This window comes from uncultured Parasphingorhabdus sp. (assembly GCF_963975735.1).
Classification (GTDB): domain Bacteria; phylum Pseudomonadota; class Alphaproteobacteria; order Sphingomonadales; family Sphingomonadaceae; genus Parasphingorhabdus.
Genome location: NZ_CAXBIA010000001.1, coordinates 215,758 through 241,640, shown reverse-complemented (window position 1 = coordinate 241,640; position 25,883 = coordinate 215,758). Strand labels below are relative to the sequence as shown.

Annotated in this window: 30 protein-coding genes; 11 read left to right on the top strand and 19 right to left on the bottom strand. The window is 57.4% G+C overall.

Going from position 1 to position 25,883, the window contains the following annotated elements:
- Positions 1-73: 73 nt before the first annotated feature.
- Together AACZ86_RS01190 and AACZ86_RS01185 are read right to left on the bottom strand one after the other, a co-directional pair.
- On the bottom strand, positions 74-958 hold the full coding sequence (locus AACZ86_RS01190) for an alpha/beta hydrolase (RefSeq protein ID WP_339688799.1): 885 nt from the start codon (positions 956-958) through the stop codon (positions 74-76).
- Positions 959-1,050: 92 nt separating this feature from the next.
- Complete coding sequence (locus AACZ86_RS01185) at positions 1,051-1,854, bottom strand: NTP transferase domain-containing protein (protein WP_339688798.1); 804 nt, start codon at positions 1,852-1,854, stop codon at positions 1,051-1,053.
- Between the two features lie 116 nt (positions 1,855-1,970).
- On the opposite strand from AACZ86_RS01185, the gene AACZ86_RS01180 reads away from it, so the two are divergent.
- Positions 1,971-3,332, top strand: a complete 1,362-nt coding sequence (locus AACZ86_RS01180; protein WP_339688797.1) for an oligosaccharide flippase family protein — start codon at positions 1,971-1,973, stop codon at positions 3,330-3,332.
- Between the two features lie 48 nt (positions 3,333-3,380).
- Here AACZ86_RS01180 and rpsI read toward each other — a convergent pair whose 3' ends face one another.
- The 3 genes from rpsI to AACZ86_RS01165 form a co-directional block, all read right to left on the bottom strand.
- Positions 3,381-3,920, bottom strand: a complete 540-nt coding sequence (rpsI, locus tag AACZ86_RS01175; protein WP_339688795.1) for a 30S ribosomal protein S9 — start codon at positions 3,918-3,920, stop codon at positions 3,381-3,383.
- Positions 3,920-4,399, bottom strand: coding sequence for a 50S ribosomal protein L13 (rplM, locus tag AACZ86_RS01170; protein ID WP_339688794.1), 480 nt, complete (start codon positions 4,397-4,399; stop codon positions 3,920-3,922). Before rplM ends, rpsI begins: the two co-directional genes overlap by 1 nt.
- A gap of 240 nt (positions 4,400-4,639) precedes the next feature.
- The gene (locus AACZ86_RS01165; RefSeq protein WP_339688792.1) at positions 4,640-5,692 is read right to left on the bottom strand and encodes a COX15/CtaA family protein; all 1,053 of its coding nucleotides are present in this window, start codon (positions 5,690-5,692) and stop codon (positions 4,640-4,642) included.
- 169 nt (positions 5,693-5,861) lie between these two features.
- On the opposite strand from AACZ86_RS01165, the gene AACZ86_RS01160 reads away from it, so the two are divergent.
- From AACZ86_RS01160 to AACZ86_RS01135, 6 genes are all read left to right on the top strand, one after another.
- Complete coding sequence (locus tag AACZ86_RS01160) at positions 5,862-6,251, top strand: MerC domain-containing protein (RefSeq protein WP_339688790.1); 390 nt, start codon at positions 5,862-5,864, stop codon at positions 6,249-6,251.
- 46 nt (positions 6,252-6,297) lie between these two features.
- Complete coding sequence (locus AACZ86_RS01155; RefSeq protein WP_339688789.1) at positions 6,298-6,756, top strand: transcriptional repressor; 459 nt, start codon at positions 6,298-6,300, stop codon at positions 6,754-6,756.
- A 97-nt stretch (positions 6,757-6,853) separates the two neighbouring features.
- The gene (gene dxs, locus AACZ86_RS01150) at positions 6,854-8,782 is read left to right on the top strand and encodes a 1-deoxy-D-xylulose-5-phosphate synthase (protein WP_339688788.1); all 1,929 of its coding nucleotides are present in this window, start codon (positions 6,854-6,856) and stop codon (positions 8,780-8,782) included.
- A gap of 49 nt (positions 8,783-8,831) precedes the next feature.
- Entirely contained in the window at positions 8,832-9,515 is a 684-nt protein-coding gene (locus AACZ86_RS01145; RefSeq protein WP_339688786.1) for a pyrimidine 5'-nucleotidase, read from the top strand.
- A complete protein-coding gene (dapD, locus tag AACZ86_RS01140; protein ID WP_339688785.1) occupies positions 9,512-10,348 on the top strand; it encodes a 2,3,4,5-tetrahydropyridine-2,6-dicarboxylate N-succinyltransferase in 837 nt (278 codons plus the stop codon). Before AACZ86_RS01145 ends, dapD begins: the two co-directional genes overlap by 4 nt.
- The gene (locus tag AACZ86_RS01135; protein ID WP_339688784.1) at positions 10,348-11,805 is read left to right on the top strand and encodes a carotenoid oxygenase family protein; all 1,458 of its coding nucleotides are present in this window, start codon (positions 10,348-10,350) and stop codon (positions 11,803-11,805) included. The genes dapD and AACZ86_RS01135 overlap by 1 nt, the downstream gene beginning before the upstream one ends.
- A 90-nt stretch (positions 11,806-11,895) precedes the next feature.
- On the opposite strand, the gene ruvB is transcribed toward AACZ86_RS01135, so the two are convergent.
- On the bottom strand, positions 11,896-12,939 hold the full coding sequence (gene ruvB, locus AACZ86_RS01130; RefSeq protein WP_339689358.1) for a Holliday junction branch migration DNA helicase RuvB: 1,044 nt from the start codon (positions 12,937-12,939) through the stop codon (positions 11,896-11,898).
- A 58-nt stretch (positions 12,940-12,997) separates the two neighbouring features.
- Here ruvB and AACZ86_RS01125 point away from each other — a divergent pair, with 58 nt between their 5' ends.
- On the top strand, positions 12,998-13,303 hold the full coding sequence (locus AACZ86_RS01125) for a GIY-YIG nuclease family protein (RefSeq protein WP_339688783.1): 306 nt from the start codon (positions 12,998-13,000) through the stop codon (positions 13,301-13,303).
- Positions 13,304-13,446: 143 nt separating this feature from the next.
- On the opposite strand, the gene ruvA is transcribed toward AACZ86_RS01125, so the two are convergent.
- The 7 genes from ruvA to AACZ86_RS01090 all read right to left on the bottom strand — a co-directional run bounded on the left by ruvA (position 13,447) and on the right by AACZ86_RS01090 (position 16,844).
- The gene (ruvA, locus tag AACZ86_RS01120; protein ID WP_339688782.1) at positions 13,447-14,052 is read right to left on the bottom strand and encodes a Holliday junction branch migration protein RuvA; all 606 of its coding nucleotides are present in this window, start codon (positions 14,050-14,052) and stop codon (positions 13,447-13,449) included.
- Positions 14,053-14,292: 240 nt separating this feature from the next.
- Positions 14,293-14,763: a crossover junction endodeoxyribonuclease RuvC gene (ruvC, locus tag AACZ86_RS01115; protein WP_339688781.1), complete on the bottom strand. Its 471-nt coding sequence runs from the start codon at positions 14,761-14,763 to the stop codon at positions 14,293-14,295.
- Position 14,764: 1 nt separating this feature from the next.
- Positions 14,765-15,115, bottom strand: coding sequence for a DUF3147 family protein (locus AACZ86_RS01110; protein ID WP_339689356.1), 351 nt, complete (start codon positions 15,113-15,115; stop codon positions 14,765-14,767).
- The gene (locus tag AACZ86_RS01105) at positions 15,115-15,864 is read right to left on the bottom strand and encodes a YebC/PmpR family DNA-binding transcriptional regulator (protein ID WP_339688779.1); all 750 of its coding nucleotides are present in this window, start codon (positions 15,862-15,864) and stop codon (positions 15,115-15,117) included. The genes AACZ86_RS01110 and AACZ86_RS01105 overlap by 1 nt, the downstream gene beginning before the upstream one ends.
- 22 nt (positions 15,865-15,886) lie before the next feature.
- Complete coding sequence (locus tag AACZ86_RS01100) at positions 15,887-16,207, bottom strand: heavy metal-binding domain-containing protein (protein ID WP_339688777.1); 321 nt, start codon at positions 16,205-16,207, stop codon at positions 15,887-15,889.
- Between the two features lie 42 nt (positions 16,208-16,249).
- Positions 16,250-16,492, bottom strand: coding sequence for a DUF2312 domain-containing protein (locus tag AACZ86_RS01095; RefSeq protein ID WP_067197204.1), 243 nt, complete (start codon positions 16,490-16,492; stop codon positions 16,250-16,252).
- Positions 16,493-16,535: 43 nt separating this feature from the next.
- Positions 16,536-16,844, bottom strand: a complete 309-nt coding sequence (locus tag AACZ86_RS01090; protein WP_339688774.1) for a DUF1244 domain-containing protein — start codon at positions 16,842-16,844, stop codon at positions 16,536-16,538.
- An 86-nt stretch (positions 16,845-16,930) separates the two neighbouring features.
- Here AACZ86_RS01090 and pyk point away from each other — a divergent pair, with 86 nt between their 5' ends.
- Positions 16,931-18,382, top strand: a complete 1,452-nt coding sequence (pyk, locus tag AACZ86_RS01085) for a pyruvate kinase (protein ID WP_339688773.1) — start codon at positions 16,931-16,933, stop codon at positions 18,380-18,382.
- Here pyk and AACZ86_RS01080 read toward each other — a convergent pair.
- From AACZ86_RS01080 to galE, 3 genes are all read right to left on the bottom strand, one after another.
- A complete protein-coding gene (locus AACZ86_RS01080; protein WP_339688772.1) occupies positions 18,379-19,005 on the bottom strand; it encodes an HAD family phosphatase in 627 nt (208 codons plus the stop codon). The genes pyk and AACZ86_RS01080 overlap by 4 nt on opposite strands.
- A 10-nt stretch (positions 19,006-19,015) precedes the next feature.
- Positions 19,016-19,141 (bottom strand): type B 50S ribosomal protein L36, encoded by a 126-nt coding sequence (ykgO, locus tag AACZ86_RS01075; RefSeq protein ID WP_011415100.1) that lies wholly within the window; start codon positions 19,139-19,141, stop codon positions 19,016-19,018.
- A gap of 102 nt (positions 19,142-19,243) precedes the next feature.
- Positions 19,244-20,248, bottom strand: coding sequence for a UDP-glucose 4-epimerase GalE (galE, locus tag AACZ86_RS01070; RefSeq protein ID WP_339688767.1), 1,005 nt, complete (start codon positions 20,246-20,248; stop codon positions 19,244-19,246).
- Positions 20,249-20,401: 153 nt separating this feature from the next.
- Here galE and AACZ86_RS01065 point away from each other — a divergent pair, with 153 nt between their 5' ends.
- Positions 20,402-21,031 (top strand): DUF4136 domain-containing protein, encoded by a 630-nt coding sequence (locus tag AACZ86_RS01065; RefSeq protein WP_339688766.1) that lies wholly within the window; start codon positions 20,402-20,404, stop codon positions 21,029-21,031.
- Positions 21,028-22,152 carry a M14-type cytosolic carboxypeptidase gene (locus tag AACZ86_RS01060; protein WP_339688764.1) on the top strand — a complete coding sequence of 375 codons (1,125 nt, stop codon included), beginning with the start codon at positions 21,028-21,030 and terminating at the stop codon, positions 22,150-22,152. Before AACZ86_RS01065 ends, AACZ86_RS01060 begins: the two co-directional genes overlap by 4 nt.
- 13 nt (positions 22,153-22,165) lie before the next feature.
- Here AACZ86_RS01060 and AACZ86_RS01055 read toward each other — a convergent pair whose 3' ends face one another.
- From AACZ86_RS01055 to AACZ86_RS01045, 3 genes are read right to left on the bottom strand one after another with little or no spacing between them, the layout of a single operon-like run.
- Positions 22,166-23,599, bottom strand: coding sequence for a TolC family protein (locus AACZ86_RS01055; RefSeq protein WP_339688763.1), 1,434 nt, complete (start codon positions 23,597-23,599; stop codon positions 22,166-22,168).
- 7 nt (positions 23,600-23,606) lie between these two features.
- Positions 23,607-24,752 (bottom strand): ABC transporter permease, encoded by a 1,146-nt coding sequence (locus AACZ86_RS01050; protein ID WP_339688761.1) that lies wholly within the window; start codon positions 24,750-24,752, stop codon positions 23,607-23,609.
- Positions 24,752-25,882, bottom strand: a complete 1,131-nt coding sequence (locus AACZ86_RS01045) for an ABC transporter permease (protein WP_339688760.1) — start codon at positions 25,880-25,882, stop codon at positions 24,752-24,754. Before AACZ86_RS01045 ends, AACZ86_RS01050 begins: the two co-directional genes overlap by 1 nt.
- Position 25,883: the final 1 nt, after the last annotated feature.

The following is a 25,883-nucleotide window of genomic DNA, read 5'->3' as shown; positions in this document are numbered from 1 at the left end:
CATAACCAAGAAGTGCCACTATCTCAACCGTTTTGCACTGCAAAAACAGCGGTTCCCCTATCAAATCGTACAATCACTTATGCCGTTCAAAAAAGGCGACCATGTCATCCAGCACCGAAGCCTTGTGCCGAAATGGCTTGGCCAGCGCCATCATGATCTCGAGATGGTCGACATCGGGATATTCGACATATTCGGCATCGCCGCCCGCTTCGAGGATCTTGTCGCGCAAGATCCTGCTGTTTCGCGGCCTGACCTGGGTGTCGTTGGTACCGGTGGATAGCCACAGCGGCGGCGCATCTGAGCGGACGAAATTGACCGGCTGGGTCATTTCGGGCGCATGATAGTCGCCAAAGCTCTGCTTGGTGGTTTCAGAATCAAACGGATAGAAATCATAAGGCCCGGCCAGCGCCGCCACGCCTCTGATCAGGTCCGGCGACTTGCCTTCGCGCCCCAGCCATTGCCGGTCGAGCGCCAGCATCATCGCATTATAGGCACCGGCGGATTGCCCGGACAGGAATATCCGGTTCGCGTCACCGCCATGTTCGCCGATATGATCATCTACCCAGGCCAGCGCCTTGGCGCTGTCTTCGAGAAAACCGGGAAAGCGGGTATCAGGGAACAGCCGGTAGTCGGGCAGCACCACCATATAGCCACGATTGGCCAGCGCGCGACCGGTGAAGGCATATTGATCCTTCGCTCCGTCACGCCAGCCACCGCCATAGATGAAGACAATGACGGGAAGCGGCCCTGTCGCAGCGGTTTTTGGTGCCCAGATATTGAGTCCGAGACCCAGCGCCTCGTCGTAAATTTTGTCCTGCACCAACAGCCTGGCATCGCTGTCGCACGGCATGACATTATTGACCATATCCAGCTGCTTCGGACCCGGCTGCGAAAAAAACCAGAACGCGAAGCCGCCGCACGCCAGCAGCAACACACCGATAATGACAAGCCATTTCATGGATCGATACTTAGCCAGCCCCTCATGCGCTGGCAATGGCGCTCCCGTCGTCATCCGGTTGCGCCAATCTGTAATGTCGCGTCGTAAGGCAATCAGATTTCAAGCGTTTCTACACGGTTCTCCAGAATCGCCTCCACTACGCGATAGGTGGTCTCATTATCGACGTCGACAGCTTGTGTGCCATCGCTAAGCGGCACGCGCCGCAAGGTGATTCCGAAACGCTTTGAGATTCGACGGAAGGCCTGGTCAACATCAATCAGACCCGAGCGCATTATCAGGATATTGAGCAGCCCAAACGCGGTCACCAGACGCCGGGGGTTGTTCATGAACTGCCCGCCTTCGCGAAATATTTCTACAGCATTCAGCGCCTGCCTGTCGGCGATCCCGTACAGATTACAATTGGCATAGCCGTGATCACGGAATTCGTAATAAGACCGCTGGGCCTGAGGATGAACGCCCCGGATATCGTCTTTATTGGCGAGCGCAGCGACCGCATCCGCTCCCTCGTTCATCACCTTTATCGCCCGGTCAATGCTATCATGCCGGATCAGCACATTGTCAGCCGTTGTAACGATGAACGGCGCGGTTCCCTTTGCGCACCCCAGCAAAACGCTCTCTGCAATATTCCGGTCCGAAGTGACGAAGTGGATCGGGAGATCTTTACGCGCGAATGTTTCGGCAACCGGACGCACGGCGCTTTCACCATCGGGTTCGATCAAAATATAAATAGCTCGGCAACCGGGATGGGAGGAGACCGATGCCAATGTACGGGAAATCAGTGCCTCGCCTACAATGGGGACCAGGCATTTGTGGCTAACGCCATGCGCTTGAGCGAGCGGATTGATAACCCCCGTTCGTTGCGCCGCAAGCAATATTACGTCGAATTTGGCAATCATCTTTTAGTTTTGAATAATACATCAAATTTTTTCAAGAGGAAATTCGGTAATAGAGAGATAGAAATAACTGGATTTTGAGATAAAGAGTAGCACAACCGCCGGATCATATATCGGAAATGTCAAAACCAGTGTCGCGTAATTTACTCACCAGATGGTCTCGCAGCGAGGATTCACTCGTTCGGGTTTTCCGCAACAGCAGCTGGCTTTTCTCGGCCAAAGGTCTGGGCGCCATTCTGAGCATTTTCTATCTCGCTATATTGACCCGGACGTTGGGCGTAGCGGGCTTTGGCGAATTCATGGTCATTGTCGGCGCGGTTCAGGTGCTGACAGCCGTGCTGAAACTGCAGACATGGCAGGCCGTCGTGCAGTTCGGCGTGCCCTTTTTGCTGGCCGGCCAGCATCGGGCATTCCGGAAATTGTCGGCGCAAAATTTCTGGATCGAATTTCTCGGCGGACTCGCTGCCTGTGCGGCGTTATGGCTGATGCTCCCCTACGGCGCGTCGCAATTTGGCTGGAGCGATCCGACCGTCAACGCGATCATGGGCTATGGCGTGATTGTGTTCCTCTCGGTCCGGTCCACTCCGATCGGCATATTGCGCGCGCAGGATCGCTTCGGCGGCAATGCTTTTGGCGATGCGATCATTCCCGTCGTCCGCTTTGCCGGAGCGTTGGTCCTGGTCGCGACCCTGCCTTCGATGACGGGATTCCTGATCGTCTGGGGCCTGTCCGAATTTATCAGTTTTGTCGTGATGTGGTTGATGGTGTGGCGACGGAAAGAGACCGATCATCCGCTGCGCAATGCCTCTGCTACCCCTGCGGAACCGCCAAGCCGAAAAGAGTTTCTGGCCTTCCTGCTATTCACCAACCTCACCTATCTGGTCAGCGTTATCCGCGAACGGCTGGTGGTGGTCATGGTAGGCTTTTTCGTCGGTCCGGCAGCGGCTGGCCTGTTCCGTCTGGCCGACCAGATCGCCAACAGCCTCAATCGACTTGCCGAAGTTTTTGCCCGTCCGTTATTTGCGGAACTATCCCGATTGTTCGCCATCGGTCAAACAAAGGAATTGCGGACCCTGTTCTGGCGATCGCTGCGGGTTTCGGCAATTAGCGGCGGCGTGCTCTTCCTTGGTCTTTTATTGCTGGGCAAGAACATCATCTCCCTCATATCGGGTCCGGACTATCTCGCCGCCTTCCCGATTTTGCTGCTGCTGGGTGCCGCGACCATCATCAGTCTGGCAGGCTTGGGCCTCGAACCGCTGCTTCAGGCAGCCGGCAGAGCCCGAAATGCGCTCGTCGCCCGGGTTGCCGGACTGGTCGCACTGGGCCTGCTTATGGCAGTATTATTACCACGCTTTGGCACATTGGGCGCTGCCTGGGTGATGCTGATCTCCGCGATACTGACAAGCATCATATTATTCATCTCGAGCCGGTCCGCGATCAGGCAGCCCCGGCAGCGCCTTCCCAAATCGCCAGCGCCATAAAAAAAGGCGACCCGAAGGCCGCCTTTTCGAATTTCGATTGGGTTCCGCTTAACGCTTGGAGAACTGGAAGCTCTTACGTGCTTTCGCCTTACCATATTTCTTACGTTCAACCTTACGGCTGTCACGGGTAAGAAAGCCTTCGGCTTTCACTGCCGACCGAAGGGCCGGTTCATATTTCGTCAGGGCTTGCGAAATGCCGTGCTTGACCGCACCAGCCTGTCCCGAAAGACCGCCACCTTTGACGGTCACGTCAACATCATATTGACCTTCGCGCTCGGTGATCGCAAAAACCTGATTGAGAACCAGACGCAGGGTCGGGCGTGCAAAATAGGTTTCCTGATCGCGGCCATTGACCGTGATCTTGCCTTTGCCAGGCTTCAGCCATACGCGGGCAACCGCATCTTTACGGCGACCGGTCGCATAAGCTCGTCCGAACTTGTCCAGCTCTTGCTCGCGCAAAGGCATGGTCGAAACGGGCGGTTCAGCAACCACGGTTTCTGCTTCGCTGTCTGCAGCAACAGGTGCATCCACAACAGCCGGGCCAGCGATATCTTTTAGATCAGCGAGATCGGTTTTTACATCAGACATTATGAGCCCACCTTATTCTTACGGTTCATCGAAGCGACGTCGAGCGCTACTGGCGCCTGGCCAGCATAAGGATGCTCGGTGCCAGCGAAAACATGCAGCGCACGCATCTGGGCGAAGCCAAGCGGGCCTTTAGGAATCATCCGCTCGACAGCTTTTTCAATGATACGCTCGGGGAAACGACCTTCGAGGATCTTTTCCGCAGTGGTGCCGCTGATGCCGCCGGGATAGCCGGAGTGCTTGTAATAGGTTTTCTGCTTGGTCTTGTTGCCGGTGAACTTCACCTTTTCGGCATTGATCACGATGACATGATCACCGCAATCGACATGCGGGGTATAGCTTGGCTTATGCTTGCCGCGCAGGATATTGGCGATAATCGATGAAACCCGGCCAACGACCAGATCTTCGGCATCAATGATATGCCATTTCTTTTCGACTTCAGCAGGCTTCGCCGACTGGGTCTGTTTGGTGATACCCTTCATGGGGTTTGCTCCTTCTGGAGAATGATTTGAGTCAAAAATGATAAAAGCCGGACGCAAAGATCCGGCCGACTGCGGCGCTATTGGCGATGTTATTCCGGCAAGTCAAGCGAAAGCGGGGCTTTGCCAACGGGTATAATAATACCGAAGGGCTATTTGGAACTGATCGAATGACGATTTTTCACCATTTGATAGCCGACAACCCGGCCTCCGAAATTGCCTATCTCGAAAACAGACTATTGGTCACCGTGGCTGGCGGCCGATCAGATGCACGCCCCATATGGACGAAGCAACGACCAGAGCACCCACCGCCTGATGCAATACCGCCAGATGAATATCGATCCCGGTCATCACGGTGGCAATGCCAAGCAATATCTGGCTACCGAAAGCAATGTGGATCGCGACCGAGGCCCTGCGATCTATCGGCCGCACTTTCCGCGCCAATAGAACAAGGAAACCGACGGCGACCCAGGCCCACCATCGATGGATGAAATGGATCAGATAGGGGTCATAGTTGAGTGCGGCCCACGTACCGCCAGCCCAGTTGATCCCGCCGGGAACGAGATATTCGTTCATCAGCGGCCATGTGCTGGACACATAGCCGGCATTCAGGCCCGCCGTATAGGCGCCGAACAGCAGCTGGACAAAAAGTACCGCCAAGACCGTTATGCCAAGCCCCGTCATCCGCGCCGGCCTCGGGTGGCCGGCGGCAAGCTGGCGCAGGTCAAGCGCCGTCCAGACAAGGCCACCAAGGATGAAGAGAGCGGTCAGCAAATGCACCGCCAACCGGAAATGACTGACATCCGTCCGTTCGCTCAGGCCCGAACTGACCATCCACCATCCGATGGTACCCTGCAGGCCGCCGAGAGCAAGCAGAGCCACCAACCGCCAGCCATAGCCGGACGGGATCGCCCGCTTCACCGCAAACCAGAGCAGCGGCAGTGCAAAGGCCACACCGATCAGGCGCCCTAGCAACCGGTGCACCCACTCCCAGAAATAGATGAATTTGAAATCCGCCAGCGTCATCCCCGCCGGACCATTGATTTCCTGATATTCGGGGATCTGCTGGTATTTGGTAAATTCCGACAACCAGTCCGCTTCACTCAGCGGCGGTAATGCACCGGTCACCGGCTTCCATTCGGTTATCGACAGACCCGATTCGGTCAACCGGGTTATGCCGCCGACGACGACCATTATGAACACCAGAATCGCAACGCCAATCAGCCAGTTGGCGATGGCGATCGGACGATTGCTGGCGTTGTTTTCCTGCTGCCTCAATATGCTTGTGTCGGTCATGGGCCGCTATTTGCGATCAAAAGCAGCGCCTGACAACTGGAAACGCGGACATCGCCCGCAAAAAGCCCGAAATTTCAGAAATGATATGTTGTATCTTAACACACCTTTCCTTATATCCACCCCACGTAAGCAACAAGTGAGACAGTGAGTCGTGTTCACGGCAGCAAAATTGTGGAACAAAAATGGTCTTTTGATCAAGGACGGCCTGTGGGATCGTCTGGCCGTGCTCGTGTCCGGCCTCTGCCTTGTCCACTGCGTCTCGACCATCGCTATTGTTGCTATCCTTTCTTCGGCGGGCGGCATGCTGCTCGATCCGCTGGTTCATGAAATCGGCCTTGGTATCGCAATCGCGCTAGGCCTGTTTACCCTGGGCCGGGGCGTATTGGACCACGGCTATATGATGCCGGCGGCGATAGGCGGCTTGGGCCTGGGCATGATGATTGGAGCGATCTCCCTTGGTCACGAAAGCGGCCATAGCGGAGCTGAGGTCATCTATACCATGCTCGGTGTAGGCGTTCTCGCGCTGGCCCATGATCTGAACTACCGCGCCACCCATTAAACTGCGCCCCATTGCCCTCGAGGCGAAACATCCCTAAATTATCCCTATGGGAAAACATAATCATCATGAGCATCAAGGCGAGTCCTTAGCCGACGCGGCACGCGCCAATCTGGAAAAGTCCGGTGAGAAATGGACCGACACAAGGGCGGCGATATTTGAAGCTCTGGCGGGCTTCTCTCGTCCGGCTTCGGCCTATGACATCGCCGAACTGGTATCTTCGGCAAGGGGCAAGCGTGTCGCACCGAATAGTGTGTACCGGATTCTCGACCTGTTCGTAGCGAATAACCTCGCGATGCGGGTCGAAAGCGCCAATGCCTATCTCGCCAATAGCCACCCCGGCTGCGCGCATGATTGCATCTTTCTGGTCTGCGACACCTGCGGAGAGGCAACACATATTGATGATGATCCCCTGTCCCAGCAAGTACGCACGGTTGCAAAAAGCCAGGGTTTTAGCTCCATTCGCCCGGTGATCGAGGTGCGCGGCATTTGCCAGAAATGCAGCTAATTGATTCGGTGCGTCAGCAAAGGTTCACCGACGGGCTGCTGAAAGTTCGACAGAGCATCGCGATGCCGTTAAAGCTGGGACCAATCAGGGAGTAAATATGCCAGTTTCGAATACACCATTGCTGGATGACGTCTCCTTTCCAGCAGATTTGCGGAAATTGAAACCAGCCCAGCTTCGCCAATTTGCCGACGAACTGCGTGCGGAGGTGATCGACACGGTTTCCACTACCGGAGGCCATCTGGGTGCCGGTCTGGGTGTTGTCGAGCTGACGACAGCGATACATTATGTCTTCAACACGCCCGAAGACCGGTTGATCTGGGATGTCGGCCACCAATGCTATCCGCACAAGATCATCACCGGCCGCCGTGACCGGATCCGTACCCTGCGTCAGGGCGGCGGACTATCCGGCTTCACCAAAAGGTCGGAAAGCGAATATGATCCCTTCGGCGCTGCCCATAGCTCGACCTCGATCAGCGCTGCCCTCGGCTTTGCGATCGCCAACAAGCTGAACGACAAGCCCGGTCGCGGCATTGCCGTTATCGGTGACGGCGCGATGAGCGCCGGCATGGCCTATGAAGCGATGAACAATGCCGAGGCCGCCGGCAACCGGTTGGTCGTCATCCTCAACGACAATGACATGTCGATTGCGCCGCCGGTGGGCGGGCTTTCGGCCTATCTCGCCCGAATCGTATCCTCCCGTGAATTTCTCGGTGTCCGCCAGCTGGCGCGGCGCATAGCCCGCAAACTGCCCAAGGGCCTGTACGACGCGGCGCGCAAGACCGATGAATATGCCCGCGGCATGACCATGGGCGGGACCCTGTTCGAGGAACTGGGCTTCTATTATGTCGGCCCGATCGACGGCCATAATCTGGAACATCTAATTCCCGTGCTCGAAAATGTGCGCGATGCGGCGGAAGGTCCCTGCCTGATCCATGTCGTTACCGAAAAGGGCAAAGGCTATAAATTCGCCGAGGAAGCCGATGACAAATATCACGGCGTCGCCCAGTTCGACGTGGTGTCCGGCAAGCAGAACAAGGGTCCCGGCGGCGGACCACCCGCTTATCAGAATGTTTTTGGCGAAACCCTCGCCAAGCTGGCCGACAGCGATCCAAAAATCTGCGCGATCACTGCGGCCATGCCTTCGGGCACCGGCGTTGACAAATTTGCCAAGGCCCATCCGGACAAAGCCTTTGATGTCGGCATCGCCGAACAGCATGGCGTGACCTTTGCCGCCGGCCTCGCCGCGCAAGGCATGCGGCCCTTTTGCGCGATCTATTCGACATTCCTGCAACGCGCCTATGATCAGGTCGTCCATGACGTGGCGATCCAGAATCTGCCGGTGCGCTTTGCAATCGACCGGGCCGGACTGGTCGGTGCAGACGGCAGCACCCACGCCGGCAGCTTCGATGTCACCTATCTGGCGACATTGCCCAATATGGTGGTGATGGCCGCAGCCGACGAAGCCGAGCTGGCGCATATGACCTATACCGCATCCTTGCACGACAGCGGTCCGATCGCCTTTCGCTACCCGCGCGGAAATGGCACCGGCGTGCCGATTCCGGAGAAGCTCGAACAGCTGGAAATCGGCAAGGGCCGGATCGTCAAACAGGGCACCAAGGTGGCGATCCTGTCGCTCGGCGCGCGGCTCGAAGAGGCCAAGAAGGCAGCAGAGCGGCTCGAAGCCAAGGGCCTCAGCACAACCGTTGCCGACCTCCGCTTTGCCAAACCGCTCGACGAAGAATTGATCCGCAAATTGCTGACGACTCACGAAGTCGCGGTAACGGTCGAGGAAGCCTCGGTCGGCGGCCTCGGCGCGCACGTCCTGACCTATGCGTCTGACAACGGCCTCACCGACGCCGGCCTGAAAATCCGGACGATGCGCCTGCCCGATATATTCCAGGATCAGGACAAGCCGGACGTGCAATATGCCGAAGCAGGGCTGGACGCCGATGGTATTGTCGAAACCGTCCTGAAAGCACTGCGGCACAATAGCGCGAGCGTCGAAAATACCGGAACACGGGCCTAGCCTATATTGCCGCTTGTGATTGGCGGAAACGGCCTTTAGGCGATTGCCCATGCCACCGGAATTTTCCCATATCGATCACTGGATATTTGATCTCGATAACGTGCTCTACCCTGTGGAGTGCGATCTCTTCGCGCTGATCGATATCAAGATGGGCGAATATATTGCCCGGGCGCTGGATTGCGATCTGGTCGAGGCGCGGAAGATCCAGAAAGGATTTTTCCACGATCATGGCACCACGCTGGCTGGCCTGATGCATCATCATGGCACCGATCCCGCCGATTTTCTCGACTTCGTCCATGATATTGATATGGATCGCCTGTCCCCCGCGCCGCTGGTGCGCGCCGCCATTGAAGCGCTGCCGGGCGAGAAGCTCGTCTTTACCAATGCCGACCGGCCTTATGCCGAACGGGTTCTGGAAAAGCGCGGATTCGGCGGGCTGTTCCATCAAATGCACGATATTTTGGATACAGGCCTCGTCCCCAAGCCGCAGACAGCTGCTTACGAGAGCCTGATCGCCACCACCGGTATCGACCCGACACGTGCCCTGTTTGTCGAAGATATGGCGCGCAATTTGCGTCCCGCGAAAACATTGGGCATGACAACAATATGGATCAACACCGGTGCAGAATGGGCTGGCCGTGAACATGATCCCGCCTATATTGATCACGAAATCACCGATCTGGAAAGCTGGGTCACCGGCCTCCATAGCGCAAAGGAAGAACAATCAACATGACCGCAGCATTGCAGACCGTAATCGACGCCGCCTGGGACAAACGCGAATCTTTGAGCCTCACGTCGCAGGGACCGGAGCGCGATGCTGTCAATCTGGCCCTCTCCATGCTCGACAACGGCACCGCGCGGGTCGCCGAGAAAAAAGATGGCCAGTGGGTGGTCAACCAGTGGCTCAAGAAAGCGGTGCTGCTTTCCTTCCGGCTCAATGACAATATGCTGATCGAGGGCCCCGGTGGCGCCAATCACTGGGACAAGGTGCCAAGCAAATTTGCCGGATGGGGCGAGAACCGGTTTCGCGAGGCGGGTTTCCGCTCGGTTCCCGGCTCGATCGTCCGGCAGGGCGCATTCATCGGCAAAGGCGTCGTGCTGATGCCTAGCTTTGTCAACATCGGTGCCTTCGTCGATGAAGGCACGATGGTCGACGGCTGGGCGACAGTCGGAAGCTGCGCGCAAATCGGCAAGAATGTCCATATTTCAGGCGGTGCCGGCATTGGCGGCGTGCTCGAACCATTGCAGGCCGGTCCGGTGATCATCGAGGATGGTGCTTTCATCGGTGCCCGCGCCGAAGTCGCCGAAGGCGTCCGCGTCGGCGAAGGTGCCGTGCTCTCCATGGGTGTCTATCTCGGCGCATCGACCAAGATCGTCGACCGGGTCACCGGCAAGGTCTGGATCGGTGAAGTGCCGCCTTATTCGGTAGTGGTACCGGGTACCCTGCCGCCGAAGGTCAATGTTGACGGCGTCCCCGGACCAAGCCTCTATTGCGCCGTGATCGTCAAGACGGTCGATGCGCAAACCCGGTCCAAGACCGGTATCAACGAATTGCTGCGCGACTGATGGCGACCGGGGTGGATCAGGTGAAGGTTACGCTGGAGCCGAATGACCATCCCTATCGCAACGGTGCCTGGACCCCGATATTCGAAGAACTGGATATAGATGATCTCGAAATAATCGGGACCATTCCAGCCGACATTGACGGGCTCTACGTCCGCAACACCGAGAATCCGGTGCACGACAGCCTTGGCCGCTATCATCCCTTCGACGGCGACGGGATGATCCACACGATCCGCCTGCAAAATGGCAGGGCGAGCTACCGCAACCGCTTTGTCCGCACCGAGGGTTTTGAGGCAGAGCAGAATGAAGGCGGCCCCTTGTGGGTCGGGATCATGGGCAAGCCGTCCGATAGCAAAAGACTCGGCTGGGGCGCGCATGGCAGCGTCAAGGACAGCAGCTCGACCGATGTGGTGGTCCATGCCGGCGCGATTCTCTCGACCTTCTATCAATGCGGTGAAGGCTATCGGCTCGACCCTGAGACACTGGAAACGCTGGGCACAGCGGACTGGGTTCCGGAAGACGGCATTTCCGCCCACCCCAAGGTAGACGAGACCACCGGCGAATTGCTGTTCTTCAACTATTCGACCAGGGCGCCCTATCTCCATTATGGCGTCGTCGGACCGGACAATGCGCTCAAGCATTTTGTGCCCATCGAACTGCCCGGCGCGCGCCTGCCGCATGATATGGCGTTCACCGAGAATTTCGCGATTTTCAACGACTGCCCGCTCTACTGGAAGCCGGAACTGATCGAACGGAATCTCTATATTCCTGCCTATCATCCCGACGAGCCGACCCGTTTCGGCATCATCCCGCGCATGGGGCAGCCGGAGGACATAAAATGGTTCAACGCAAAGCCGACCTACGTACTCCACTGGTCCAACGCTTATGAGGATGGCGATGAAATCATCCTCGACGGCTATTTCCAGAATGAGCCGGTGCCGCCGCCGCTGACCGATTTCCCGGCGGGCTATGAAAGCATGGGCGCGAGCATCGACCTGCACAGCTTCAAACCCGAACTGCACCGCTGGCGTTTCAATCTGAAAACCGGAGAAACCAGCGAAGAGACCTTGTTCAACGACTATCCGGTCGAATTCGGGATGATCAACCAGCAGATCGCCGGACAGCCCTATCGCTATGTCTATAGCGTCACCGGCGAGCCCGGCTGGTTCCTGTTCAACGGCCTGACCAAACATGATCTCGAAACCGGCGAAGCGGAACATTATGCTTTCGGCGAGCAGCGCTTCGGGTCCGAAGCCCCCTTCATTCCGCGCGCAAATACGCGGTCCGAGGATGACGGTTATCTGATCAGCTTTATCACCGACATGGCTCTGGACCGGTCGGAATGTATCATTTTTGACGCGCAGAATATTGCGGCAGGGCCGGTCTGCACGATCATCTTGCCGCACCGGATTAGTAGCGGCACCCATGCAACCTGGGCGTCGGCGGATCAATTAAGGTAACACGTCATGCCAGCGAAGGCTGGCACCCAACCCAATATCGCGGTTCAAACCAAGCTTGGTTTAGACCCCGGCCTTCGCCGGGGCGACAGATCAGTCAAACAACTCTCCATCCACTTCCTTCCCGGCAGGCGGCGACAATCCAAGATGCTGCCACCCGCGATCATTGAGCGTCCGGCCTCGCGCTGTCCGCGCGATCAGGCCGAGTTGTATGAGATAGGGTTCGATCACTTCTTCCACCGTGTCACGCGGTTCGGACAGGCCTGCGGCGAGCGTTTCCACGCCAACCGGACCGCCTTTGTAGACGTCCGCAATCATGAAGAGATAACGCCGGTCCATCGCGTCGAGACCAATGCTGTCAACCTCCAGCCGGGTTAGAGATTCGTCGGCAATCTTCCGGTCGACCAGTCTCGTGCCCGCGACATTGGCGAAATCGCGGACCCGACGGAGCAGGCGACCGGCGATCCGCGGCGTGCCCCTGGCACGGCGCGCTACTTCGGTGGCGCCATCGGGAGCTATTTCGAGATCGAGCAGCCGCGCGGCACGGTGGACGACTTTTTCGAGCTCTGCGGTGGAATAGAAGTTTAGCCGCACCGGTATGCCGAAACGGTCACGCAGCGGCGTGGTGAGCAAGCCCTGGCGTGTAGTAGCGCCGATCAAGGTGAAGGCGGGCAAGTCAATCCGGACCGAGCGCGCCGACGGCCCTTCGCCAATGATCAGATCGAGCGCGCGGTCTTCCATCGCCGGATAAAGCACTTCCTCGACCACCGGATTGAGCCGGTGAATCTCGTCGATAAACAGGACATCGCCTTCTTCCAGATTGGTCAGCAGCGCCGCGAGATCGCCGGATTTGGCAATGACCGGCCCGGAAGTGGCGCGAAAGCCGACCCCCAATTCCCGCGCAATGATCTGCGCCAGCGTGGTCTTGCCGAGACCGGGAGGACCAAAGAACAGTACATGATCAAGCGCCTCGCTGCGCCCCTTGGCCGCCTCGATAAACACGCGCAAATTGCCGCGCGCCGCTTCCTGTCCGATAAATTCGTCGAGCGTTTTCGGACGCAGGGCCGCGTCGATATCTTCAGGCTGCCGCTGCGGCGTAAGATGCGGATTGTCAGTAACGGCCAATACCCCCGAGATCGTCACCCTGAACTTGTTTCAGGGTCCATTGTGCGTCAATATACCGCCCGTGCGAGAAGTGAAACAACCCTGCGTCTACATACTCGTCAGCCAGCCGTACGGCACGCTGTGCATCGGCGTAACCTCGAACTTGATCCAGCGCCTTTACCAGCATCGCAACCGCCTGACGCCCGGATACACGTCGAAATATGCCGTATATCGCCTTGTCCGGTTTGAAATGTTTGACGATATGACCAGCGCGATCACGCGAGAGAAGCAACTGAAAAACTGGCGGCGCCAATGGAAGATCAATCTGATTGAATCGGAAAACCCGCAATGGGTTGATCTGGCGGTCAATCTGGGATTGGAACCGATAAGCGACTGACTTCACGCCACCACCGTCATGCTGAACTTGTTTCAACATCCACCACGCCTCAATCACAGCCTGTAAGCGTGGAGAAATAGACCCTGAAACAAGTTCAGGGTGACGTATCTTCCTGCTAGAATAAAACAGAGCACCCTTACTGATCACCGTGCCGCCTTCTTCAACGCCAGCCGCACCAGCGCATCCAGTGTCGCGCCATCCCCCGCTTCGGCATCCGCCGCAGCCACTGCCGCACTAGCATCCGCTGGTTTGAAGCCGAGATTCTGCAGCGCGCTGACCGCGTCGGCGCTGTTGTTCGAGGGTGCGTGGACCGCGCCGCCTGCTCCAATAATCGGATCGGTCGCGATGCCGCCGACCTTGTCTTTCAGCTCGTTGACAATCCGCAGCGCCAGTTTCGGCCCGACGCCATTGGCGCGGCTGACCATCGCCTTGTCGCCCATTGCCACGGCCCGCGAAATTTCTCCGGGTTCCAGCGCCGACAATATCGCCAGCGCAACCTTGCCGCCAACGCCCTGTACCGAGATCAGCAGCCGGAACCAGTCGCGCTCCGAACCGCTGGCAAAGCCCATCAGCCGCATATCGGTCTCGCTGACCTGCATTTCGGTATAGATGGTCGCGCCATCGCCCTTGCCGCCAATTGCACCGATGGTGCGCGACGAGCAGAAAACCAGATAGCCGACGCCATTTACGTCGAGCACGATATTGTCGGTGCCGATTTCGTCGATGGTGCCGGTGAGTTTTGCGATCATGAACGTGTTTTAGCGCCGCAGGCGAATCTGTCGAGTTTTTGTTTTGTTCTTTCTCTCGCTGCGCCAGCGGGCATGACGAAATGGCCTCGCACGAAGGCACGAAGCGAATGGTTCCAATGGCTTGTCTTGGTGCCTTTGTGGCTTCGTGCGAGAACTCCGTTCGTGCTGAGCTTGTCGAAGTACGAATTTGCGCGCTCCATGGTCCTTCGACAGGCTCAGGACGAACGGTGCTTTAACTCTCTACCGTTTCCGATGATGCGCGTGGGTGATCGCCACCGCCAGCGCATCGGCGGCGTCCGCGCCGGCCAGCTTCACGCCGGGCAGCAGAATCTTCAGCATCGCCTGCACTTGGTCCTTGTCGGCATTGCCGACGCCGACCACGGATTTCTTCACCGTCCGCGCCGAATATTCACCGACTTCAATTCCCGTCCGCGAAGCACCAAGCAGCACCACGCCGCGCGCCTGTCCGAGCTTCAACGTGCTTTGCGGGTTGCTGTTGACATAGACTTCCTCGACCGCCGCGCCATCAGGCTTATATTCCAGCAGCAGGTCGGTCAGTTCGAGATCAAGCTTGAGCAAGCGGCTGGCCAGGGACATTTTGGTATCGGTCTTGATCTGGCCGTTGGCGATATGGGACAGGCGGTTGCCGTCCGCGACGATCACGCCCCAGCCGGTGGTACCGAGACCCGGGTCGAGACCGAGAATGATCATCTTAAATGGGGAGCCCGATACGGCGGCCGACAAAGGCCATGACCAGATAGAGGCTGATCGTCAGCAGGCATCCCGCCGCCAGCGCCAGCCAGAAGCTGATACCATTGCGCAGCATCATCGGGATCAGCAGAAACATTGGAAGAGATGGAAGCACATACCAGAAGGTCGCTTCGGCATGCAGCGCCATATTCTCCGCGTCAGGGCGGGCGTGCCAGAGAAAGATCATGCCCAGGATCGATATCAGGGGCAGCGAGGCGACCAGCGCCCCGAAGCTCGGCTGGCGTTGCGCGATGGTTGCCACCATTGCCACGATCACTCCCGCGAGCGCAGCTTTGGCGGCAAATTCCCACATCACTCGGCGTTCAGTTTTTCCATGATCTCGTCGGACACGTCATAATTGCCCCAGACGGTCTGGACGTCGTCATCTTCTTCCAGCATGTCGATCAGGTTGAGCAAGGTCTCGGCCTGCTCCTGATCGACTTCGACCTGAACCGAAGGCCGCCAGGCGAGCTTGACGCTTGCCGCTTCACCAAGGGCTTTTTCCAGGGCAGTGGATACTTCGTGCAGATCTTCCATCGCGGTCCAGATTTCATGACCGTCGTCATCGGAAGAAATATCTTCGGCGCCGGCTTCCATCGCGGCTTCGAGAACGGTCTCCTCGTCGCCGGCGCTGGCCGGATACTGGATATAGCCGACCCGGTCAAAACCGTGCGAAACCGAACCGCTTTCGCCCAGATTGCCACCATTTCGCGACATGATCGTGCGAACATTGGTAAAAGTGCGGTTATTATTGTCGGTCAGCGTCTCGATGATCAGCGACACGCCACCGGGGCCAAAGCCTTCATAGCGGATCTCGCTATAATCATCGCCTTCGTTGGCCGTCGCTTTTTCAATAGCGCGCGTGATATTGTCTTTCGGCATCGACACCGCTTTGGCGCTGTTGACCGCCAGGCGCAGGCGCGGATTGAAATCCGGATCCGGCATGCCGGACTTGGCCGCCACGGTTATCTCGCGCGAGAGCTTCGAAAATTGCGCCGCACGCTTTTTGTCCTGAGCGCCCTTGCGATGCTTGATATTATTAAATTTACTATGGCCTGCCATTTTACCTCAAATTCCCGATTTGCTATTCCACGATTACCGCGGTTCCCGATGCGGATACCATCAACATCGATCCTTTGTCGCCAACGACCTCATAGTCAAGATCGACGCCGACAACCGCATTGGCGCCGACCTTCACTGCTTCGGCTTCCATCTCCGCCAGCGCTTCATCGCGCGCGCGTTTCAGGACATTTTCATATTTGCCAGAACGGCCGCCAACAATGTCGGTGATGCTGGCGAAGAGATCGCGGAAAAGGTTCGCGCCGACAATGACCTCGCCAATCACGATTCCGCGATAATCGCGAATCGCATGGCCCTCGATACTGGGTGTCGTGGTGACGATCATCTTTGCTTTCCCACCGTTAAAGACTGGCTATTAGCCTATTGGTCAGGCCAGGCCAAGCGCCGCTTTATAGGTGTCGAGAATGGCTTCCATTTCCTGACGGTCATGGGCTTCCATTTTCCGCAGGCGAACGATCTGGCGCATGATTTTCGCATCATAGCCCTGCGATTTCGCTTCGGAATAAACGTCACGAATATCGTCCGCCATGCCCTTTTTCTCTTCTTCCAGCCGCTCGATACGTTCAATAAACAGACGCAGCTGGTCTGCGGCAACATTGCCTTCGCTCATTCTTTCATTCCTTTAAAACTATATTCGGATTCGAAGCCTGCCTTTAAGACGCGTCGGCGTTTTTGGCCACGCTTTCCTTCATCTTTTTGAGCCGTTCCGGTGTTGCTTCGGTCTGGTATTTTTTCTTCCACTCATTCGCCGGCATGCCGTGGATTGCTTCGCGGGCCTCGTCCTTGGTCATCGAACCGCCGGCGTCGACCGTCGCCTCCATCACCCAGTCGGCGAGACAGTTGCGGCAGAAACCCGCCAGCCCCATCAAATCGATATTTTCCGCATCATGGCGGTGCTGCAGATGGTTGACCAGCCGGCGAAAGGCAGCGGCGGCGGCGGCATCAGATATTTGATCGGTCATGTTCGTTTCCGTTGTTTTTTGTTTTTATCCTGTCATGAATTGGGAATAAGCAATCCGCAGGTAAAGCGCCACTAAGGAATTTACGCATGGCAACGCCGATCTTCTCCCGCAACCGCAAGGTAAAAGTGCTGGCTACGCTCGGCCCATCGAGTGGCAGTCCGGAAATGATCGAGAAAATGTACCGGGCCGGGGTCGACGCCTTCCGGATGAACATGAGCCACGGTGAGCATGCCGCCCATGCCGCCAATGTCAAATCGATCCGGGCGCTGGAGAAGAAAATCGGTCGCCCGATTACCATTCTCGCCGATCTTCAGGGACCAAAGCTGCGCATCGGCACCTTTGCCAAGCCGCCGGTGATGCTGAAAGAGGGCGCACGCTTCACCCTCGACATGCTCAAGCAAAAGGGCGACGCGACGCGCGTCACCCTGCCGCACAAGGAAATATTGGGTACCTTGCAGCCGGGCCATACATTGTTGCTGGATGACGGGAAAATCCGGCTGGAAGTGACCGAGGCGGACGGAAAGAGCGTCGTGACCAAAGTGATCGTCGGCGGCGAAATTTCGGACCGCAAGGGCGTCAATGTTCCCGAAGTCGTACTGCCGGTCAGTTCGCTGACCGACAAGGATCGCAAAGACCTGACCTTTGCGCTGGCACAGGATGTCGACTGGATCGCGCTCAGCTTTGTCCAGCGCCCCGAGGACGTTGCCGAAGCACGGCGGCTGATCGGTGGAAAAGCAGCCTTGCTCGCAAAGATCGAGAAGCCCGCCGCGATCGACCGGCTCGACGAGATACTCGAACTGTCGGACGCCGTGATGGTCGCGCGCGGCGATCTCGGCGTGGAACTATTGCCCGAACAGGTACCGCCGCTGCAGAAGAAAATCGTCGCTGCGGCGCGCGCGCTCGGACGGCCGGTGGTGGTTGCCACCCAGATGCTCGAATCGATGATCAAATCACCCACTCCAACCCGCGCCGAGGTCTCGGATGTCGCAACCGCGATTTATGACGGCGCCGACGCGATCATGCTGTCGGCCGAATCGGCGGTCGGTGACTGGCCGATCGAGGCGGCGACAATGATGGACCGGATCGCCGCCCAGGTGGAAAATGATCCGTCGTACGAAGACCGGGTCCATTTCACCGAAACCGTGCCCGACGAGACGACTGCGGACGCGTTGGCCGCCGCAAGTTACAATATCGCCCGCACGATCGAGACCTCGGCAATCGTCTGCTATACCGCTTCCGGCTCGACCGCCCGCAGGATGGCACGCGAACGCCCTTCGGTGCCGCTCATGGTGCTGACGCCAAACCGTCACACCGCCCGGCGCGTCGGATTATTATGGGGGGCATATGCCGTGGTCACCCGCGACGTTTCCGATTTTGAGGAAATGATCGCCAAGGCCAAGCGGATGGCGCTGCGCCACAAGCTCGGCGAAGCGGGTTCACGACTGATTGTCTGTGCCGGCGTACCCTTTGGCACACCAGGCTCGACCAACCTGCTGCATATCGTGCGTCTCTCCGGAGACGAGCTCAAGCGCGACTAGAGCAGGCGCAAGGCCTTCAGCTGCTGCTCGAGGGTCGTCGCATCCTGAAAATGATGGCCGGCGATCCCGAGCGCCTGACCGGCCTCGATATTGTCCAGCCGGTCGTCAATGAACAGACATTGGTCAGCGCGGCGGGAAAAACGTTTCAGCGCCAGTTCGTAAATCGCTGCATCCGGCTTGATCAGTTTTTCTTCCCCGGAAATGACAATATCGGAAAATAGATCGAATATCGGTGCCGATGGCCGAAATTGCGCCCAGGATTCGGCGCCGAAATTGCTGATCGCAAATAAAGGGACGCCGCGATTCGCCAATGCGCGCACGATGTCGGGCATGGCATCGACTGGCCCGGGAATGGTTTCAGGGAATCGCCGGGAATAGGCGATGATATGATCACTATATTCGGGGAATTCGCGGCTTCGCTCCGCGACCATGTCGGCAAAGGGCCGTCCGGCATCATGCTGGAAATGCCATTCCGGCGTCACGACATGGGCCAAGAACCAGTCCAGCTCTTCGGGATCATCAATCAATTTTGCAAATAGGCAACGCAAATCCCAGCGATACAGGACATTGCCTATATCGAAGATGACGGTGTCAATTTTGGAAATGGCAGATGCTTCTGCCATAAACAGGCAATTAGCCCTGGCGTGCTTTGAACCGGCGATTCGTCTTGTTGATCACATAGGTGCGACCACGGCGACGGATTACGCGGCAATCCCGGTGACGGTTTTTAAGCGACTTCAGTGAGTTGCGGACTTTCATTTTGGTACCACGCCTTGATTTTCTGAATTTCTTGAAAGCAGCGCATGCTGCGTTGAAGCAGGGCAATTACGGTCGACAACCGCTAAAGTCAAGCGACCAGCGCTATTCTCCGCGAATTCCGATCAGTTTGCGTTCCCACGCCAGCACATGAGCCACAATTTCATCGAGATCGGCATGCTTTGGCTGCCACGGGAAGCGCTGCATGATCGCATTATTGTCTGAAATCAGCGAATCGGGATCGCCGGCGCGACGACCTTGGAGTTCCCGGACAATTTTCTGGTTGGTGACCCGGTCGACGGCATCGAGCACCTCGAGCACCGAAAAGCCGCGACCATAGCCACAATTGAGCAGGTGATTGCGATTCGGCTCCGCGATCAGAGCTTCGAGCGCCAGCACATGGGCATCGGCAAGGTCCGAAACGTGGATATAATCGCGGACTCCAGTGCCGTCCGGCGTATCATAGTCGGTGCCAAAGACAGCGACGCTGTCGCGCTTGCCCAGTGCCGCTTCTACCGCGACCTTGATCAAATGGGTGGCACCGGCTGTCGATTGCCCGGTACGCCCTTGCGGGTCGGCACCGGCGACGTTGAAATAGCGCAACGCGCAGAAATTCAGATCATGCGCCGCCGCCACATCGTGCAGCATATGTTCGGTCATCAACTTGGACATGCCGTAAGGATTGATTGGCAGTTGCGGCGTGCTTTCGCTGACCGGGCTTTCCTCCGGGATACCGTAGGTTGCGGCGGTCGACGAGAAGATGAAATGATGGACGCCGCCGGTCACTGCCGATTCGATCAGACTACGGCTCTTCGCGCTGTTATTGTGATAATATTTGAGCGGATTCTCCACCGATTCCGGCACAATGATCGAGCCGGCGAAATGCATGTTTGCGCCGATATTCTCTTCCTTGATGATTCGCGCAACCAGGGCGTCATCCTCGATATCGCCTTCATAGAAGGCGACGCCTTCCGGCACGGCCCAGCGAAAACCGGTGGTCAGATTGTCAATCACCGCGACCGGCCATCCGGCATCCAGCAGCGCCAGCACCGCGTGGCTACCAATATAGCCTGCTCCGCCGGTGACCAATATCGTAAACGGTTTCGCCATTAATCTTAGGTTCCTATATATTTCCTATATCGGCTGTATAACGCGCTGGCGTCTCCAATCGGTTAACCACGGTCGCCTGCATATATATTTTTTTACCGCAGTCTCGGCGATTATGCGCTAATATAGAACTAGGCAGTTTAAGGAGTGAGTATCATGGCCGGTTTCCAATCATTTGCAACAACGGCATTGGCGGTAGCGCTTCTGTCCGGTTGTACGGCGATGACCCCGCCGGTGGATGTCACCCGTTTTCACAATGTGCAAGCAGCGCCGATCGTGCCGGGCAGCGTGGTGATCGATGCCTATGTCGAGGATGAAGGGCAAAGTCGCAGCATCGAATATGCGACTTATAGCGCAGCCTTGCTTCGCGAATTGCAGCGGGTCGGCTTTTCGGAGGCGAGAGTCGGCTCGGGAAAAAGCGAAGATGGATTGGGAGATGCCGACTATATCGCACGCTATACCATTGAAAGAGCACAAATAGGCGCAAGCGGATCGCGATCCCCGATTTCGGTCGGCGTCGGCGGCAGCACCGGCAGTCGTGGCTCCGGCGTCGGCCTGGGCATTGGCATCGATCTCAGCGGTCCGCCGAAAGACAAGATCGTCACCGAGCTTTCCGTGCGCCTGACCAAACAGGAAAGCGGCAACATTGTCTGGGAAGGCCGCGCGTCGGTCGAAGCAAAGGACGGCTCGCCGGCAGCACAGCCCGGTCTGGCCGCCGCCAAATTGGCCGAAGCCTTATTCAAGGACTTCCCCGGAGAGTCCGGAACCACTATCAGGGTACCATGACCATAAAAATCACCAGCGCGTTCGATAGCGGCAATATCGAAGTTCATGCCATCAAAGGCACCGCCGCAGAGCTCTCCATCCGCAAGGACAAGGACAGCGAGTTTTTTCAATGGTTCCATTTCCGGGTGGCCTGCGAAATTGGTGACGAACTGGAACTCAACATCGGCGGCCTGAAGGAATCGGCCTATCCGCAGGGCTGGCCCGATTATAACGCCTGCGTCAGTGAAGACCGTGAATATTGGGGCCGCGCAGCTAGCAGTTACGACGAAGCAAGCGGTACCCTGTCGATACGCTATACCGCGAGCAGCAATATCATCTGGTTCGCCTATTTCGCGCCCTACAGCATGGAACGCCATCACGATCTGATCGCCGAAACGGCGGGATTCGAGGGCATATCGGTGCGAACGCTGGGCCATAGTCTCGAAGGCCAGCCGATTGACTGTCTCGAACTGGGCAGCGGCGACAAGCAGGTCTGGCTTTATGCCCGCCAGCATCCGGGTGAAAGCATGGCCGAATGGTGGATGGAAGGCGCGCTGGAAATGCTCACCGATCCCGCCGATCCCCACGCACGGCTGTTGTTGCAGCAATGCCGGTTTCATATCATCCCCAATATGAACCCGGATGGTTCGCGTATGGGCCATTTACGAACCAATTTCGCAGGTACAAACCTCAATCGCGAATGGCATGAGCCGAGCGCCGAGAAATCGCCCGAAGTCCTCTGCGTCCGCAACGCGATGGATGAAAGCGGCGTTGATTTTGCCATGGACGTCCATGGAGACGAAGCGATTCCCGCAGTTTTTATCGCCGGTTTTGAAGGCATTCCGTCGATCACCGACGCGCAACTGGAGAAATATCACACTTATCGTAACCGTCTCGCGCAGCGGACGCCGGATTTCCAGACCACGCTCGGCTATCCGACCGCTGCCAAGGGCAAAGCCAATCTGTCGATGTCGACCAACCAGCTGGCCGAACGGTTCGGGGCGGTCACCATGACTCTGGAAATGCCGTTCAAGGATAATCACGAACTGCCCGATGACGAACAGGGCTGGTCCCCCGAACGCTGCATTTTACTCGCCCGCGAATGCCTCGCCACCCTGGCCGAGATGATCGACGAAATCTAGCAGACGCAACCGGCTATTGCGGCTCGGTACCGCTTCGCTCGAAATCTTGCCAGCCGCCGCCCAGTGACTTGTAAGCGGCAATGGCCTGCCGGAGCGCATCGGCCTTGGCACCGACAAGCGACGAACGCGAACGGGCGGTCGCCGCGACAGCGTCCATGAGCGCGAGCTTGTTATCTTCGCCTGCCGTGTAGCGCTTTTGCGCCAAAGCTTCATTCTCCACGGCGTTGGCCAACGCCGCGCCCGTTCTTTGTACCCTCTCGACCGCACGGGCATAGCGAGTGAGCGCCGTTTCGCTCTCGTTCAGCGCAGTCAGGACCGTTCGCTCGTAATGGATTGCCGCAGCCTCGCTGCGCGCATCTGCCGCCCGTATCTGGGCCCGGATCGTTCCCATCTGGAAGATCGGCCATGACAGGGAAGGTCCAAAGGCAAAGCGTGTCGAACCGGCTGAAAACAGTCCCTCGCCATCGCGGGATTGCTGACCAACGCTGCCGAGCAATGAAAATCTGGGAAAAAGATCGGCGGTTGCAGCGCCAACCCGGTTTGTTGCAGCGGCGAGGCGATATTCCGCCGCACGAATATCTGGACGGCGGCGCAGGACGTCAGACGGTGTGCCTGCCGATACGGTCGTGGGCAGGTCCGGCAGGCTTCCCGCGTCATTGACACGTTCCAGCAGGTCTGCCGGATTACGCCCGGTCAACAGCGCCAGACGATAGGCCGCGACCCTTGCGCTGGCCAATATTGTCGGCAACTGCGCCGCAGCGTCCTCCGCCTGGACCGCTATTTGTACAGTTTCGGATTTCGGCGCTTCCCCGCTGCTGCTGCGGAGCCGGGACAATCGCAATTTCTCCTGCAAGGCTTTGGCCTGTCCAGCTATCGCGTGTGCCGAAGCCTCGGCGCTGCGCAAATCGACATAGGCTGCGGCGGTTTCGGCGATGGCGCTGAGCAGGACGGACCGTTGCAGCTCCTGCTTTTCCGCAAGATCATTTGCGCGTGCCTTGATATTGTTGCTGTCGCGGCCCCACAGATCGATTTCCCACGATGCATCGAAACCGGCGTCGAATAATGTAAAGTCGCGTTCAAAGCCTGGAATATTACCGACAGGTATCTGCCCTTCCTCGCTCAGCCGGTTGCTGGTGACCGATCCGGTCAGCGCGCCTTCCGGAAGACGACCGCCTCTCGCCGCCTCCAGTAGCGCGCGCGCTTCGCGAACCCGGGCCGCGGCTTCGGCGACGTCAAGATTGCGCGCGGCCGTTTCCTGCACAAGCGCGGTCAAAAGCGGATCATGAAATTGCCGCCACCAGTTTTCTTCCACGGCGGAGCGATCGCTTGTCGAAGAAAATTGTGCTGGCGGCGCAATACCCGGGCGCGGATATTCAGAACCAGCAGCGGTACAGGATGATAGAAATATCGCTAAGCTTGCGACCAATATTCCGGGTGATTGGGACATATTGCGGTTACTCCATTCTGCGCCGGAACAGCCAGGCTGCCGCGGACAGTGTAAAGATGGATATGATGATGAGCGGAACGGTGTTGGCCAGCACTTCCATAAGCGGCATGGCTTTGAGAAATACGCCCTGAACGATCACGATAAAATGCCGGACCGGGTTGGCGAGCGAAATCCGCTCCAGCCAGAACGGTATATTGTCGATCGGCGAAGCATAGCCGGACAACAGTACCGCGGGCGTGATGAAGATAAAGGTACCGAGAAAGGCCTGTTGCTGCGTTTTGGAAAGCGAGGAGATGAAAAGCCCGACACCGATGACGGAAAGCAGATAAAAAATAATCGCACCGAAAAGAAGAATGAGCGATCCCCGAAGCGGCACGTCGAAGATGAATACCGCTGCGACAATGAAGATTGTCGAGTTCAATAGCCCGACCAGAAAAGGCGGAATCGATTTGCCGATCAGGATTTCATGAACCCTCAGGGGTGTCACCATCAGCTGATCAAAGGTTCCCAGTTCCCGCTCGCGCGCAACAGACTGGGCGGTTACGGCCAGAGTTGTAATGGCGCTGATCATCGCGATCAAACTGGGAAGAACGAACCACATATATTCCAGATTGGGGTTGAATGCATTGGACGGGACGATCTCGCTCGGCGCCCTTAAGCCGTTGCCCTGCCGGGCAGCCGCGAGGGACAGGTTGAGACTGGCCGCAATTTGGCCAAGATAACTGTTCACAATCTGCGAAGCATTGGACCGGCGGCCATCATAGACTATCTGGAGCGGGGCAGGATGCCCTGTCTTCAAATCGGCACTAAACCCTTGCGGAAAATAAATTCCGGCGATCGCGTGTTGCTCGTCAATGGCTTTTTCTACCGCTTTTTCAGAAGCCACGCGGCTCGCTGATCTGAAATTCGGGCTTCCCTGGATGCGCTGAATGATTTCGGCCGCAGCCGTCCCGCCATCGCGGTCGACATATACGATATCGACATTTTCGACCGCAAGCGTCGAGGCAAAGCTGAACAGGACGAGCTGCAAAACCGGTGGCGCGACAAGGATGATCCGTCCCTTCTTGTCGCGCAGCATTGCGAGCAATTCCTTGATCACCAGCGCCTTCATCCGTGCCCAGGCCGGCCATGTTGCAAATGCTGGTTCGGCCATCAGTCGAGCTTCTTTTTCGTAACGCGGAATATCAGGATGAAGAACAGCGCGCCAAATCCCAGCAATATCGCGATATTGGGAAGCAACAGCGCCCAGACATTGCCGGTCAGAAACAGGCTCTGCAGCGGCGGGATCAGGTAGCGGGCCGGCACGACGTAGGTGATCGCCTGAATCCACGTGGGCATCGAACTGATCTCGAAGATAAATCCGGAGAGCAGAAAGGCTGGCAGAAAAGCCGTAAGCAGTGCGACCTGCGAGGCAACAAACTGGTTTTTAAGGGCTGCGGATATCAGAAGTCCCTGACCAAGCGCCGGCATCAGAAAAGCCGCGTATAGAGCGTATAATGCCAATATCGACCCTCGGAAGGGAACGTCGAATATATAGACAGCCATTAATGTACAGATCGTCGCCGCAATCAGGCCAAGAATGAAATAGGGGGTCATTTTTGTGATGATGAATTCCGGAATGGTAACCGGCGTTGCGATCAGCGCCTCCATTGTTCCGCGCTCCCATTCCCGGGCAACAACCAGAGCCGTCAGCAGGCTTCCGATCATCGTCAGGATCACGGCAAAGGAACCCGGCACCAGAAAATTCCGGCTGGTCAGCGCCGTATTATACCAGAATTGTGGTAGAATCTGGATTCCGCCACTGCGCGCGCTGTCATCCTGCGCGCTTTCGGATAGCAACCACTGTGCATGAACACCTTGCGCATAGGCGCTGACAAAATTGGCTGTGTTGGGATTGCTGCCATCGGTGATGATCTGGACCTGTGCGGGCTTTCCGGTTGCCGCATAGAGCCGGTCAAAATCTGACGGTATCGTCACGATACCCCGGATCCGGCCAGCGGTCAGGTCATCGAACAGCGCATCCTTGTCATTGGATTGCTTCACGTCAAAATAGGGCGAATTCACATAAGCGGACGTCAGGCTGAGGCTTGCCGGGCCTCCGCTTTGCTGGACCAGTCCCAGTTTGACAGCCGAGGTATCCAGCGAGACACCGTAACCAAACAGGAAAACCAGCATGATCGGGAGAAACACGGCGATGAGAATCGTCGACGGATCGCGCAGCACTTGCAGCACTTCCTTGATAAATAATGCGCGAAGCCGCCGGGAAGAGAAGCGGGCCGCCATA